The following is a 14,911-nucleotide window of genomic DNA, read 5'->3' as shown; positions in this document are numbered from 1 at the left end:
GGGAGCGGACGCCCGATGGGCGACAGCTCTCTCCCCATGCTGGTCGAGGAGCGCGCAGCGCTTATCGAGACCCACGTTCTGCAGAGGGGCGGATCTCGATACGCCCGCTGCGCGGGCTACTCGATCAGCATGGCGGACGCCCGTCGGGCGGCAGCCTTCTCATGCTGGTCGAGTAGCGCGCAGCGCGTATCGAGACCCGCCCGCTGCACGCGATTCAGGCGCGGGCCGCCGCGTACTGCTCGCGGATGACCGGGCGGTGGTCCGGCGTCGGCTCGGCGAGGGAGGTGACCTCCCAGGTCGGGCGCGCGCCGGTCAGCGCCCAGGCGGCCTGCACCGCGGCGCCGTCGGCGACGTACTCGCCGGGCGTCGGCACGACCACGGGCACATCGAAGACCTGTGAGGCCGCCAGCTGCACGGCGCTGTTCTGCGCCGCCCCGCCGATCAGCAGGATCCGCCGCGCCTCGACGCCCTGCGCCCGCACGGCGTCCAGGCCGTCGGCGAGGCCGCAGAGCATGCCCTCGATCGCCGCGCGCGCCAGATTCGGCCGCGTGGTCGACGCGATCGTCATCCCGTGCAGGCTCGCCGTCGCGTCGGGCAGGTTCGGCGTCCGCTCGCCCTCGAAGTAGGGCACGAGCACGAGGCCGCCGGAGCCCGGCTCCGCCTCGAGCGCGAGCGCCGAGAAGGCGTCGAAGTCGCTGCCGAGCAGCCCGGCCGTCGAGGCGAGCACCCGTGCCGCGTTCAGCGTCGCGACCAGCGGCAGGAACCGTCCGCTCGCGTCCGCGAATCCGGCGACGGTCCCCGACGCGTCGCGCACCGGGTCGTCCGTCACCGCGAAGACGGTGCCGCTGGTGCCGATGCTCACCACGACGTCGCCGGGCCCCGCGCCGAGCCCGAGCGCCGCGCCGGCGTTGTCGCCGGCGCCGGGACCGACGACGAGACCGCTCTCGGTCGTGCCCGCCTGCTCCGAGGGACCGAGCACGCGGGGGAGGAGCGCCCGGTGCCCGAGTGCGCGCTCGAAGAGGTCGAGGTCGTAGCCGTCGGCGCCCCAGTAAGAGGTGCCGGAGGCGTCGGAGCGGTCGGTCGTCAGCGCGTCCAGCTGCGGTCCGCGCGCGGAGTCGGGGCCGTAGCCGAGCAGGCGCCAGGTCAGCCAGTCGTGCGGGAGCGCCACGGCCGCGACGCGCGCGGCGTTCTCCGGCTCGGCGTCGCGCAGCCAGCGCAGCTTGGTGGCGGTGAAGGACGCGACCGGGACGCTGCCGGTGCGCTGGGCCCACGCCTCCGCGCCGAGCTCCTCGATCAGGTCGCGCGCCGCGCCGGCGCTGCGGGTGTCGTTCCAGAGCAGCGCGGGCCGGACGACCTGCCCGTCGGCGTCGAGCACGACCATGCCGTGCTGCTGCCCGCCGACCGAGATCGCGGCGACGTCGTCGAGTCCGCCCGCGTCCGCGAGCGCGATCTGCAGCGCCTCCCACCACGCGGCCGGGTCGACCTCGGTCCGGTCCGGGTGCGAGGCGCGGCCGGTGCGGACCACGGCTCCCGTGTCGAGGTCGCGGACGACCACCTTGCAGCTCTGGGTGGACGAGTCGATCCCTGCGACGAGCGTCATCGCCGTCTCCGTTCGTTGTGGCGGGTGCGGAGGCGCGGCCTCCGCTGAAGTCGGGGTGCGGTGGCGGTGCCACCGTCGAGTGGAAGGGCGGGGGCGGTGCCTCCGCGAAGGAGAGGCGGGGGGGCCGGAGCCGTCACCCCGGCATGCGAGAACGGACGAGACCCCCTGCCGAGGCAGAGGATCCCGTCCGTCTCAGGACGTCCCGCGGCGCACCGCGGGAGCGGCCGGGTGGGTCAGCCGCGCGCGCCGAGCAGGTGCTCGGTCGCGAGCTGCTGCAGGCGGACGAAGCCGAAGCCCTTGCCGCCGAGGTACGCGTCGGTGTCGAACGACTCGTAGGAGGCGGTGTCCGCGAGCAGGTCGTCGTAGGACTCGCCCTCGTTCAGCGTCGGGGTCGACAGCTCGCCGACCTTCGACGCCGCGAGCGCCTCCTGGACCTCGGGGTCGGCGCGGAAGGCCGCGGCGCGCTCCTTGAGCAGCAGGTAGGTGCGCATGTTGGCGGCGGCCGAGTCCCAGACTCCGGTCTCGTCCTCGGTGCGCGAGGGCTTGTAGTCGAAGTGGCGCGGGCCGTCGTAGGCCGGGACGCCGCCGGGGCCGCCGTTCTCCAGCAGGTCGACGAGCGAGAACGCGTTGTGCAGGTCGCCGTGACCGAAGACGAGGTCCTGGTCGTACTTGATGCCGCGCTGGCCGTTGAGGTCGATGTGGAAGAGCTTGCCGTGGTACAGCGCCTGGGCGATGCCGGCCGTGAAGTTCAGGCCCGCCATCTGCTCGTGGCCGACCTCGGGGTTCACGCCGACGAGCTCGGGGCGCTCGAGCGAGTCGATGAAGGCGATCGCGTGGCCGAGGGTCGGCAGCAGGATGTCGCCGCGGGGCTCGTTGGGCTTGGGCTCGATCGCGAAGCGGATGTCGTAGCCCTTGTCGGTGACGTAGTCGCCGAGCAGGTTGACGGCCTCGCGGTAGCGCTCGAGGGCCGCGCGGATGTCCTTGGCGGAGTCGTACTCGGCGCCCTCGCGGCCGCCCCACATCACGAAGGTCTGCGCGCCGAGCTCGGCGGCGAGGTCGATGTTGCGGAGGACCTTGCGCAGCGCGAAGCGGCGCACGTCGCGGTCGTTCGAGGTGAAGCCGCCGTCCTTGAAGACCGGGGCGCTGAAGAGGTTGGTGGTGACCATCGGGACGATCAGGCCGGTGGACTCGAGCGCGCCCTTCAGGCGGTCGATCTCGGTCTGGCGCTCGGCGTCGGTCGAGCCGAACGCGAAGAGGTCGTCGTCGTGGAAGGTGAGGCCGTAGGCGCCGAGCTCGCTCAGCTTCTCGACCGCGTGCACGGTGTCGAGAGGCTTGCGGGTCGGGCCGCCGAACGGGTCCGTCCCGTTGTAGCCGATGGTCCAGAGGCCGAACGAGAACTTGTCGGCGCGGGTGGGGGTCAGGGACATTGATCCGAATCCTTTCCGGCGACGTCGCCGAATTGTTGTTGCGCCCAACATATCGATCGGGGGCGTGCGGCGCAACGGTCGTCGCGACGTGTCGCGCGGTGGTGCTCCTCGATCGGCGCGACGTCTCGCGTCGATATGTGGCGCGGCCCGACGAATTCCTTGCGGAAGCGTTTCGACTGTGCGTACAGTGCTCAGCAGCAACCCGGTCGAAGCGCTTCGAAGCACTGCTCTCCCGAGCAGGGCGGAGCGGCCGGGCACCGACGACGAGGTCCGGCAGGAGGAACGATGGCGAGCATCCACGACGTCGCCCGCGTGGCCGGAGTCTCGATCAGCACCGTCTCCTACGCCCTCTCCGGCAAGCGATCGATCGCCGCCTCCACCCGCCAGCGGGTCGACGAGGCCGTCCGGCAGCTGGGCTACCGGCCGCACGCCGGCGCCCGCATGCTCGCCGGAGCGCGGACCCACATCCTCGCCCTCTCGGCGCCGATGCGCGGCGAGCTGCACCTGCCCACCCACATGCGCTTCGTCACCGAGGTGCTCGAGCGGGCCCGGGAGTCCGACTACGACGTCCTCCTCCTCGTCACGGACGAGGCCTCCAGCGGCATCGCCCGCGTCTCCTCCTCCTCGCTCGTCGACGGCGTCGTCCTGATGGGCGTCGACGACGAGGACGACCGCGCGGCCCTCATCCGCGCGGCCGGTGTCCCAGCGACCTTCATCGGCGTCCCGGCCGACGCGCACGACCTCGCCTGCGTCGACCTCGACTTCGCCGAGGCTGCCCGCCGCAGCGTCCGCCTGCTCGCCGAGCAGGGTCACCGCTCGATCGGCCTGATCGAGCACCCGCAGTCGTACACCGACCGCAACGCCGGCTTCGTCCGCCGCTTCGACGACGCCTTCGAGGCGGAGTGCGCGGCCCTCGGCCTCGCCCTCAGCGTCGAGCGCCCGCACATCGGCCGCGCGAGCGCGTCGGCGGCGGTCGACGCGCTGCTCACCGCCCCGGTCTCCGCCCTCGTGCTGCACTGCAACGAGCCGGTGGCGGAGGCGGCGATCGAGCGCCTCGTCGAGCGCGGCCTCTCGATCCCCGGCGACCTCTCGGTCCTCGCGGCCTGCGCGAGCTACGACGGCGCGGCGCTCCCGGTGCCGGTCAGCAGCATCCCCCTCCCGTTCGACGCGATGTGCCGCGCGGCCGTCGCCCGCACCCTCCAGCAGATCGACTCCGGCCGCACCACCGGCGTCGACCTCCTCCCGCCCCACTACGTCGACCGCGGCTCCCTAGCGCTCGCCGCGACCGGCGCCCCGGTGCCGGCCGCTCCCTGACCCTTTTCAGTCCTCTTCGCCTCCGCGCTCTCCACGCCGATCGTCGAAACGCTTCGACAGCTCGGCCGGTCTCAGAGAGCGCTCTTCGACTCGCACGATCCACCACTCACAGCCCTCGTCCACAGCCCCGCGGCACCGTTTGAAGGAGAACTCCCGCTATGTCGCTTCGTCCCCGCACCACCTTCCACCGCCCCTCCGCCGCCACCGTCGGCTCGCTGAGCCGCCGCGGCCTGATCGCCGGCGGTGTCGGCATCGGCGCGATGTTCGCGCTCGCCGCCTGCTCCGGAGGCGGCTCCGACGCCGGCTCCGACGCCCTCGCCACCGACGTCGACGGCGCTGGCCGCACCCTCACCATGTGGGACTTCGAGACCCCCGACAGCGACCGCGGCATCGCCTGGCTCGCCGCCCGCGACATCTTCACCAAGGAGACCGGCGCCGAGATCGCCTACGAGTTCAAGGCCTTCGAGCAGCTGCGCACCGGTGCCAGCCAGATCTTCAACTCCAACTCCGCGCCCGACGTCGTCGAGTACAACAAGGGCAACGCGACCAGCGGTCTGCTCTCCAGCCAGGGCCTGCTCACCAACCTCGACGAGGCCGTCGAGTTCTACGGCTGGGACAAGCTGATCCCCGGCGCTCTGCAGACCACGGCCAAGTACGACGACAAGGGCATCATGGGCTCCGGCTCCTGGTACGGCATCCCCAACTACGGCGAGTTCACCTTCGTCTACTACAACAAGGACGTCTTCGCGGCGAACGGCCTCGAGGTCCCGACGACCTACGACGAGTTCACCGCCGTGCTCGACGCCTTCGTCGCGAAGGGGATCACCCCGCTCGCCGAGGCCGGCGCGGAGTACCCGCTGCAGCAGCTCTTCTACCAGCTCGCGCTGCTGAAGGCCGATCGCCAGTGGATCACCGACTACCAGACCTACACCGGCGAGGTCGACTTCGAGGACGCGGCCTGGAGCTACGCGGCCGACCAGCTGCAGACCTACGTGGACAAGGGCTACTTCTCCGCCGACGCCTCCGGGCTCAAGGCCGAGGACGCGGGCACCGCCTTCATCTCCGGCGAGTACCCGATCTTCTTCTCGGGCTCGTGGTGGTTCGGCCGCTTCAAGACCGAGATCACCGGCTTCGAGTGGGACACCTTCCTCTTCCCGGGCGCCGAGTTCACGATGGGCTCGGCGGGCAACCACTGGGTCATCCCCGAGACGGCGAAGAACAAGGACCTCGCCTTCAAGTGGATCGACATCACGATGCGCCCCGAGATCCAGAACCTCATCGGCAACAACGGCGGCATCCCGCTGGTCGTCGACGAAACCGCGATCACGGATGAGAAGAGCAAGGCGCTGCTGTCGCAGTGGAAGACGGTCGTCGACCAGGACCAGCTCTCCTTCTACCCCGACTGGCCCACCGCCACCTTCTACGACGACCTCGTCGCCGCCTCGCAGGAGCTCATCAACGGCTCGGTCGACCCCAGCGGAATGCTCACCGAACTGCAGGGCAAGTACGACGACGGCGTGGCCGACATCAAGTAACTGCAAGGTCGCCCCCTTCCGCGAGATGCCACTTGTGCACGCGACACGCCGTGAAAGCCGTGCACAAGTGGCATCTCGCGGACACCCTCAGGCCCGCCGCCCCCCACATATCGCCCACACGTTCAAGGAGTACCCATGACGACGACCGTTCCGCGTCGCGCGGAGAGCGCCCCGCCGCCTCCCACGGCGGAGAAGCCGCCGCGCGAGAAGCGCTCCGGCGGCTACTGGCTGTACCTGATCCCGGGCTTCGTGCTCTTCGTGTTCATCGTGCTGATCCCGCTGATCTGGAACATCTACATCAGCTTCACCTCGTGGCGCGGCATCAAGCCGCCGATCTTCATCGGCCTCGACAACTGGATCGAGCTGATGGGCGACGACCAGTTCTGGACGTCGTTCCTCAATTCCGTCTACATGATCATCGCAATGGTGATCGTCCCGACGATCCTCGGCCTCCTCCTCGCCGCGATCCTCTTCGATCTGGTCGGCAAGAAGTTCGGCGGGAGGATCGCCTCCTTCCTCCGCGCGACCTACTACCTCCCGCAGATCCTGCCGACGGTCATCGCCGCCATCGTGATCGGCTGGATCCTCCGCCCGGACAACGGCGCCCTCAATTCGATCCTCGAGGCGGTCGGCCTCGGCTCGCTCGCGCACGACTGGCTCGGCAAGCCCGACACGGCAATGCTCTCGATCATGGTCGTGATGATCTGGGTGCAGCTCGGCTACCCGGTCGTCATCTTCATGGCGGCGCTGCAGCGCGTGGACCCCGAGCTCTACGAGGCCGCCGAGCTCGACGGCGCGAACTGGTTCCAGCGCTTCCGCTGGATCACCATCTCGATCATCCGCCCCGAGGTCTTCGTCGTCACCCTCACCTGCACCATCGCGGCGCTCAAGGTCTTCGGCCCGATCTACGCGCTGACCCGCGGCGGCCCGGGCGACTCGACCATCGTGCCGAGCTACTACTCCTACACCGAGTTCTTCCAGAAGCAGCAGGTGGGCTACGGCGCCACCATCGCGACCGCGCTGACCATCGTCATCGTGATCCTGGCCGTCCTCTTCATCCGCGCCCAGGAGCGCGTCGAGCGCAGCGAAGGAGCCCGCTGATGTCGGCCATCGAAGCCCTGCCGTTCACCCAGGCCGGAACCGACGACACCGATCTGACCACGCCGAAGAAGGCGCCCAAGGCCTCGAAGGGCGCGACCAAGCGCACCTTCGGCGACTGGGCGATCCTGATCGTGGCGGTCGTGATCGGACTCGTCATCATCAGCCCGGTGCTGCTGATCCTGCTCAACTCGTTCAAGACCCCGGCCGAGTACTCGGTCGGCGGTCCGCTCGCCTTCCCGACCGGCCTCTCCTTCGACGGCCTCTCGACCTTCTGGGAGCGGGTGAACTTCCCGGAGAAGCTCGGCAACTCGATCCTGATCTCGGGCTCCGTCGCGATCCTCGCGGTCGCCCTCTCGGTGCTCAACGCCTATGCCATCGGCATCGGCCGGGTGAAGGGCCGCAGCTGGATCATCATCCTGTTCCTGCTGGCGAACATGCTGCCGCAGGAGGCCCTGCTCTACCCGCTGTACTACATGTTCAAGGCGGTCGGGATCTACGACAGCCAGCTCTCGGTGATCATCATCTTCACCGTGATCCAGTCGGCGTTCGGCACCTATCTGCTCTCCAGCGTCTACGGCACCTTCCCGAAGGAGATCCTCGAGGCCGCGGCGCTCGACGGCGCCTCGAAGTGGCAGGTGCTCACCCGGGTGATCGTGCCGATCTCGCGGCCGACGCTCTCGGTGCTGATGATCTTCTTCTTCATCTGGACCTGGAACGAGTTCCTCATCCCGCTGGTCTTCCTGGTGAGCGATGCGACGCAGACCGTCCCGATCGCCATCTCCAGCCTCCAGGGCGACAAGATCATGGACGTCACGACGACCAGCGCGAGCGCCCTGCTCGGACTGCTGCCGACGCTGATCTTCTTCCTGATCTTCCAGCGCACCCTGACCCGCGGCATCACCGCCGGCGCGGTCAAGTAGCCCCTTCTCACCGCGGCGCGGGTCCTTCCACAGGGGCCCGCGCCGCTGATCCCCTCGGCGCGCCCGGCCGGGAATCGAAGCGCTTCGACCTCGCTCCCGGCATCGGCCTCCCCATCAGAAAGGCACCACCCCATGAAGTTCACCGACGGGTTCTGGCAGACGAGGGCCGGATTCACGCCCCTCTTCGCGCAGGAGGCGTACGACATCCGCTCCCACGGCTCATCGCTCGAGGTGATCGCGCCGACGAAGGTGATCCAGGGCCGCGGCGACGTGCTGAACCGGCCGACGCTGACCGTCACCGTGTCCTCGCCGGCCGAGGGCGTCGCGAAGATCCGGATCGAGCACTGGCGCGGCACCGCGACCCGCCGCGGCTTCGACCTGGTCGACGACGCGGTCGGCGAGGCGAGCCTGACGGAGACCGGCGGCGTGCTGCGCACCGGCGACCTCGAGGTCCGCGTCGCGCAGGGCGCGCCCTGGTCGCTCGAGTTCTGGGACACCGCGACGAACACCCGCCTCACCGGCTCCGGCCACAAGGCCGAGGGCTACCTCACCGGCCCCGACGGGGAGGCCTACCTGCACGAGCAGCTCGACCTCGGCGTCGGCGAGCTCGTCTACGGCCTGGGGGAGCGCTTCGGCCCGTTCGTGAAGAACGGCCAGACCGTCGACGTCTGGAACGCCGACGGCGGCACCTCCTCCGAGCAGGCCTACAAGAACGTCCCCTTCTACCTCTCCAGCCGCGGCTACGGCGTCCTCGTCAACGACCCCGGACTGGTCTCCTTCGAGATCGGCTCCGAGACCGTCGAGCGCGTGCAGTTCTCCGTCGGCGGCGAGGCGCTGGAGTACCTGGTGATCCAGGGCCCGACCAAGAAGGACGTGCTCCGGCGCTACACCGGGCTGGCCGGCCGCCCCGCGATCGTCCCCGCCTGGAGCTACGGCCTCTGGCTCACCACGAGCTTCACCACCAGCTACGACGAGGAGACGGTCAACTCCTTCATCGACGGCTTCGCCGAGCGCGAGCTGCCGCTGTCGGCGTTCCACTTCGACTGCTTCTGGATGCGCGAGTTCCAGTGGACCGATCTCGAGTGGGACCCGCGCACGTTCCCCGACCCGGAGGGGATCCTCGCCCGCCTGCACGAGCGCGGCCTGCACACCTGCGTCTGGATCAACCCCTACATCGCCCAGGCCTCGGCGCTGTTCGAGGAGGGCGGCGAGAAGGGCTACCTGCTGCGCACCACCGCGGGCGACGTCTGGCAGTGGGACCTGTGGGTGGCCGGCATGGCCCTGATCGACTTCACCAACCCGGAGGCGACCCGCTGGTTCCAGGACAAGCTGCGCGTCCTGGTGCGCCAGGGCGTCGACTCGTTCAAGACCGACTTCGGCGAGCGCATCCCGTCCGAGGGCGTCGCGTGGTTCGACGGCTCCGACCCCGAGGGCATGCACAACTGGTACACCCAGCTCTACAACCGCGCGGTGTTCGAGGTGCTGGAGGAGGAGCTCGGCGAGGGACGCGCGGCGCTCTTCGCCCGCAGCGCCACCGTCGGCGGCCAGGCGCTGCCGGTGCACTGGGGCGGCGACAACACCTCCTCCTACGTCTCGATGGCCGAGACCCTGCGAGGCGGGCTCTCGCTCGCACTCGGCGGCTTCGGCTTCTGGGCGCACGACATCGGCGGCTTCGAGGGCACGCCCGACCCGGGCGTCTTCAAGCGCTGGCTCGCCTTCGGCCTGCTCTCCTCGCACTCGCGGCTGCACGGCTCGTCGTCGGTGCGGGTGCCGTGGGCGTTCGACGAGGAGGCGGTGGACGTCACCCGGCTGTTCACCCGGCTGAAGCTCTCGCTGATGCCCTATCTCTACGCGGCGGGGGCGGAGGCGGCGCGCACCGGCACCCCGGTGATGCGGCCGATGACGCTCGAGTTCGAGGACGACCGCAACGCGGCGCACCTCGACACGCAGTACATGCTCGGCCACGACCTGCTGGTCGCGCCGGTGTTCACCCCCGACGGCTCGGTCGAGTTCTACCTGCCGCGCGGGCGCTGGACGAACTGGTGGACCGGCGAGAGCACGGACTCGGCGGGGGAGTGGTGCCGCGAGGTGCACGGCTTCGACTCGCTGCCGCTCTACGTCCGGGAGGGCGCGGTGATCCCGGTCGGCGCGCGCAGCGACGTCGCCGAGTACGACTACGTCGACGGGCTCGAGCTGCGGGTGTTCCCGGGCGCGGACGGCGAGACGGTCGTCCGGGTGCCGGCGCACGACTCCGGTGCGGAGACCGTGTTCACGGTGACCCGCGCGGGCGGCGACGTGAGCGTCGACGCGCCCGCCGGCAGCTGGACCTGGACCCGCGCGGGGTCCTGACCGGCGAGGTCCGCGCATACATCAGCTGAGAGAGGGGTCCCTCCTCTGTGGAGGGAGGGACCCCCTTCTCAGCTGATGTCGTGCGGCCGGAAGCGCCCGCACCCGCGGATAGGCTGGCCCCGGAGAGCAGAGGAGACCGCGGAATGGCCGAGAACGCGACGCGCGGCAACAACCTCGACCGGGTCCGCCGGCACAATCTGTCCGCGCTCCTGCGCCTCGTGCACCGCGGCGGCCCGCGGTCCCGCTCGCAGCTCACCCGCTTCACCGGCCTCAACCGCTCCACCATCGCCGCCCTCGTCGGCGAGCTGGTCGAGCTGGGCGTCGTGCGCGAGCTGCAGCCCGAGACCCTCAACCAGGTCGGACGGCCGAGCCCGATCGTCGAGACCGATCCGCGGGTCGTCGCGATCGCGGTGAACCCGGAGATCGACGCCGTCACCGTCGCGATCGTCGGCCTGGACGCCGAGGTGCGCCGCCGCATCCGCCGCACCGCCGCCGTGCCGAGCGCCGAGGCCGCGGCGGCGCTCGCGGCCGGCGCCATCGCCGAGCTGGTCGCCGAGCTTCCCGTCGACGCCCGTACGGTCGGCATCGGCGTCGCGGTCCCCGGCCTCGTCCGGGACGCCGACGGCCTGGTCCGGGTCGGCCCGCACCTCGGCTGGACCGACGAGCCGTTCTCCCGGATGCTCGCCGAGGCGACCGGGCTCCCGGTGCTCTCGGCCAACGACGCGAATCTCGGCGCGCTCGCCGAGAGCGTCCTCGGCGCCGGCCGCGAGGTCTCGCACCTCGTCTACCTCAACGGCGGCGCGAGCGGCGTCGGCGCCGGCGTGATCGTCGGCGGCACCCCGCTGCACGGGATCGACGGCTACGCGGGCGAGATCGGCCACACCCTCGTCAACAGCGCCGGCGTCGACTGCCACTGCGGCGCGGTCGGCTGCCTCGAGACCGAGGTCGGCCGCGCCGAGCTGCTGCGGGTGCTCGGCCTCGACGAGAGCGCCGACGTGAGCGAGCGGCTCGAGGAGGCGCTCGCCGCCTCGAGCGATCCCGCGGTGCGCGCGGAGGTGGAGCGGCAGCTCGGGCACCTCGCCGTGGCGCTGCGCAACGTCGTCAACATCTTCAACCCGCAGCTGGTCGTGCTCGGCGGGTTCCTCGGCGCGCTCGTCGGCGTCGCACCGGGCTTCCTCGAGGAGCGGCTCGGCCGCGGCGGGCCGTTCCGGGTGGCGCTCGACTCCGTGCGCATCGCCCGCACCGAGCTCGGCGCCGACCTGCTGATGCTCGGCGCGGCCGAGCTGGCCTTCGAGCGCCTGCTCGCCGATCCGCTCACCGCCGAGCTGCACCCCGCCGGCGGCGCGCGGCCGGCGGCCTGAGCCGCTCCCACCGCGCCGCCCGATCGGGCCGTCGTCCGCCGCGGCCCCCCGCCGCTCCGTCTCCGCGCGCCCACCCGATGCGCGCTCCCGTCCACGGGCTCGGCTCAGACCCTTGCGCGACACCCGGTCGAATTGATTCGATAGTCGGGGAATGAATCCGGTCTCCCGTCGCTTGGCGGTAGAGGCGGTGCCCTTCCGCACGCCCCTCTCCCTTCTCCGCTCTGCGCTCCGCAGGAAGGCTCCGTGACCTCTCTCGCCCCGACCCCCACCGGCTCGATCCCCGTGCACCGGCACGCCGGCGACGCCCTGACCAACCGTCAGCGCCTCGTCTACGTGATCGTGCTCGGCGCGCTCACCGCGCTCGGCCCGTTCACGATCGACCTCTACCTCCCCGCCTTCCCGGCGCTGCAGAGCGAGCTGAACGTGTCGGAGGCGGCGGTGCAGCTGACCCTCACCGGCACGACGCTCGGCTTCGCGCTCGGGCAGCTGGTCGTCGGGCCGTGGAGCGACGTGGTCGGGCGGAGGCTGCCGATCCTGCTCGCGACCTCGCTGCACGTGCTGGCCTGCGTCGGAGCGGCGTTCGCCCCCGAGATCGTCTCGCTCGGCGTCTTCCGCTTCCTGATGGGAGCCGGCGCCGCCGCGGGCGGTGTCGTCGCGATGGCGATGGTCCGCGACCTGTTCGGCGGGCGTCCGCTGGTGAAGATGCTGTCGCGTCTCGCACTCGTCTCCGGCCTCGCGCCCGTGCTCGCCCCGGTGATCGGCTCGCAGCTGCTGCTGGTGATGGACTGGCGCGGCATCTTCGTCTTCCTCGCCGCCTACGGCCTGCTGGTGATGCTGGCGGTCGCGCTGCTGATCGTCGAGACGCGCCCCCGGGTGGCGCGCGCCGACCGCGACTCCCGCTCGCTCGTGCAGCGCTACCGCGCGGTGCTCTCCGACCGGGTCTTCGTCGGCGTCGCGATCATCGGCGGCATGACCTTCGGCGGTCTGTTCACCTACCTCTCCAGCTCGTCGTTCCTCTTCCAGGGGCTCTACGGACTCGACGCGCAGCAGTACGGCCTGCTCTTCGCGGTGAACTCGCTCGGCGTGGTCTCGGGCGTCCAGGCGTCCTCGTACCTCAGCCGCCGCGGCGTCGGCCCGCAGTGGATCCTCGCCATCACCACGGTCACGCTCTTCGTCACCGCCGGGCTGATCGCGCTCTTCGACGGCCTGGGCTTCGGCATCTGGGGCACGCTCGTGCCGCTCTGGTTCTTCATCGCGGCCTGCGGCTTCAGCTTCCCCTGCGTGCAGGTGCTCGGCCTGGTCAACCACGGCCGCGAGGCGGGCACCGCCGCGTCGCTCCTCGGCGCGGTGAACTTCGGCACCGCCGGCATCCTCTCGCCGATCTCCGGTCTCTTCGGCGCCGAGTCGGCCGTGCCGATGGCCGGCGTGATGATGGCCACCGCCGCCGTCTCGATCCTGGCGCTCTGGCTCGTCGTCCGCCCCCGCACGGTCCCGGCCCTGCAGGACTGACCCGCCGGGCCGGAGGTGCCCGACCTGCGCGACCCGCCCGCAACCCCCAGCGCGTGAACGGCCGGCGACGGCATCATGTCCGGATGGATCCTCGCCACGACCCCCTGAAGACCGAGCCCGGCGTCGCCCAGCCCGACGCCGTGCAGCGCGAGCGCCTGCACCGGCGCGCCCCCTCGGACGACGTCGTCTCGAAGGTCCTCACCACGGAGGCCGCCCGGCACGTCTCGCGCCGCTGGCCGCTGATCTCCGCCTCGATCGCGCTGGCCGTGACGATCGTCCTCGCCGTGATCATCGCCTTCCGCCCCACCAGCGCGTTCTCGTTCGACGTCGAGTGGATGGACGAGATCGTCGAGCACCGCTCGAGCGTCTGGGACGTCCCGGCGCTCATCATGAACACCGTCGGCGCCGGCATCGTCGGCACGGCGATCATCCCGGTCGCGATCATCATCGTGCTGCTGGTCTTCCGTCGGCGCTGGGCCGCGCTCTACTACGCGCTCGCCGCCCTCGTCAGCGTCGGCGCCACCCAGCTCGTGAAGGAGCTGGTCGGCCGCGCCCGCCCCGAGGACATGCTGGTCACCAGCGACTACGGCTCCTTCCCCTCCGGCCACACCGCGAACGCCTCGACCACCGCGATGGTGCTCGCCCTGGTCTTCCCGCTGCTCTGGGTCTGGATCGCCGGCTTCCTCTACAGCGTCGCGATGATGGCCAGCCGCACCTACCTCGGCGCGCACTGGCTCACCGACACCATCGGCGGCCTGCTGCTCGGCCTCGCCGTCGCCCTGATCGTCTGGGCCCCCCTGGCCGGCCGCCTCCGCACCGAGTCCGAGCTCCCCCACCCGCCCATCTGGGTCCGCACCTCGCGCTGATCCCCGCCGCCGCGAGATGCCACTTGTGAGCGCGACACGCCGTGGAAAGCGCTCATAAGTGGCATCTCGCGGAGAGGGTCAGAACGCGCGCAGGCCGTCGAGCTCGTTGAAGGTGTAGACGTGCAGGCCGGCGAGGCGGTCGCCCGCGGCGGCTTCCAGCCGGCCGACGAACGCGGCGGGGTCGAAGCGGCGGCCGCGCAGCAGCCCGCCCGCCACCGAGGAGCTCCGCTTGAGGAAGCCGAGCGACGACCCGACGCCGATCCGCGCCCCGAGCGACAGCAGCCGCGTCCGCTCGACCGGCCCCGGCACCCCGGCCCACAGCTCCGCGTCGATCCCGTCCGCGCGCAGCCGGTCGGCGTAGCGGACCACCGCGTCCACGTCGAAGCACATCTGCGTGACGATCCCGCGGATATAGGGAGCCCGCTCACGCAGGTGCGTCGCGATGCTCTCGTCCGAGAGGTGCGGGTGCCCCTCCGGGTAGCCGGCGATGTCGACGGCCAGCTCGGGCCGCAGCTCGCGGGCGTCGCGGATGAGCTCGAGCGAGGTGGAGTAGCTGCCGGCGGCGCTTCTGGCATCGCCCGAGATCACGAACGCCTCGTCGATCCCCGCGTCCCGCATCCGCCCGAGCGCGCGCTCCAGCGCCTCGCGCCCCTCCACGTTCCGCGCCGCGAGGTGCGGAACGACCCGGAAGCCCCGGCCGGCCAGCTCGACCGCGGCGTCGATCGTCCGCTCCGTCCCGTGGTTCGGCAGGCTCGTCACGGTCAGCGTCACCGCGGCCGGATCGGGGAACGCCCGCTCCGCCTTCTCCCCGATGCCGTCCGACGGGATGATCTCGAAGCGCGCCCTGGTCACCCGCCCAGCCTCGCACGCGCCGGTGTCGGAGGGTCGCCCTACCCTGGAGGCGGTCGTCGCCCGGCGGCCCGGGAGGG

General features: G+C 71.2%; 11 protein-coding genes. 8 read left to right on the top strand and 3 right to left on the bottom strand.

Annotated elements, in window-relative coordinates; translation table 11 throughout:
• Positions 1-214: 214 nt before the first annotated feature.
• Positions 215-1,600 (bottom strand): xylulokinase, encoded by a 1,386-nt coding sequence (gene xylB / locus C1I64_RS11675; RefSeq protein ID WP_127887321.1) that lies wholly within the window; start codon positions 1,598-1,600, stop codon positions 215-217.
• 233 nt (positions 1,601-1,833) lie between these two features.
• A complete protein-coding gene (gene xylA / locus C1I64_RS11670) occupies positions 1,834-3,027 on the bottom strand; it encodes a xylose isomerase (protein WP_123447721.1) in 1,194 nt (397 codons plus the stop codon).
• Positions 3,028-3,312: 285 nt separating this feature from the next.
• Between xylA and C1I64_RS11665 the strand changes: the two genes are divergently transcribed.
• The 8 genes from C1I64_RS11665 (at position 3,313) to C1I64_RS11630 (ending at position 13,982) form a co-directional block, all read left to right on the top strand.
• Complete coding sequence (locus tag C1I64_RS11665; RefSeq protein WP_164874527.1) at positions 3,313-4,341, top strand: LacI family DNA-binding transcriptional regulator; 1,029 nt, start codon at positions 3,313-3,315, stop codon at positions 4,339-4,341.
• Positions 4,342-4,499: 158 nt separating this feature from the next.
• Complete coding sequence (locus tag C1I64_RS11660; RefSeq protein WP_244209458.1) at positions 4,500-5,876, top strand: ABC transporter substrate-binding protein; 1,377 nt, start codon at positions 4,500-4,502, stop codon at positions 5,874-5,876.
• A gap of 135 nt (positions 5,877-6,011) precedes the next feature.
• Positions 6,012-6,977 (top strand): carbohydrate ABC transporter permease, encoded by a 966-nt coding sequence (locus tag C1I64_RS11655; protein WP_123447720.1) that lies wholly within the window; start codon positions 6,012-6,014, stop codon positions 6,975-6,977.
• Positions 6,977-7,897: a carbohydrate ABC transporter permease gene (locus C1I64_RS11650; RefSeq protein WP_127887319.1), complete on the top strand. Its 921-nt coding sequence runs from the start codon at positions 6,977-6,979 to the stop codon at positions 7,895-7,897. Before C1I64_RS11655 ends, C1I64_RS11650 begins: the two co-directional genes overlap by 1 nt.
• A gap of 132 nt (positions 7,898-8,029) precedes the next feature.
• Positions 8,030-10,246, top strand: a complete 2,217-nt coding sequence (gene yicI, locus C1I64_RS11645; protein WP_127887318.1) for an alpha-xylosidase — start codon at positions 8,030-8,032, stop codon at positions 10,244-10,246.
• A gap of 143 nt (positions 10,247-10,389) precedes the next feature.
• Entirely contained in the window at positions 10,390-11,607 is a 1,218-nt protein-coding gene (locus C1I64_RS11640; protein ID WP_127887317.1) for an ROK family protein, read from the top strand.
• A gap of 243 nt (positions 11,608-11,850) precedes the next feature.
• On the top strand, positions 11,851-13,116 hold the full coding sequence (locus C1I64_RS11635) for a multidrug effflux MFS transporter (RefSeq protein WP_185020004.1): 1,266 nt from the start codon (positions 11,851-11,853) through the stop codon (positions 13,114-13,116).
• Between the two features lie 83 nt (positions 13,117-13,199).
• The gene (locus C1I64_RS11630; protein ID WP_123447716.1) at positions 13,200-13,982 is read left to right on the top strand and encodes a phosphatase PAP2 family protein; all 783 of its coding nucleotides are present in this window, start codon (positions 13,200-13,202) and stop codon (positions 13,980-13,982) included.
• Between the two features lie 78 nt (positions 13,983-14,060).
• On the opposite strand, the gene C1I64_RS11625 is transcribed toward C1I64_RS11630, so the two are convergent.
• Positions 14,061-14,834, bottom strand: coding sequence for a methylenetetrahydrofolate reductase (locus C1I64_RS11625; RefSeq protein WP_127887316.1), 774 nt, complete (start codon positions 14,832-14,834; stop codon positions 14,061-14,063).
• Positions 14,835-14,911 lie beyond the last annotated feature (77 nt).

This window comes from Rathayibacter festucae DSM 15932, assembly GCF_004011135.1.
GTDB classification, from domain to species: Bacteria; Actinomycetota; Actinomycetes; order Actinomycetales; family Microbacteriaceae; genus Rathayibacter; species Rathayibacter festucae.
The sequence above is the reverse complement of the archived record's forward strand: the minus strand, read 5'-3'. Positions and strand labels throughout refer to the sequence as shown.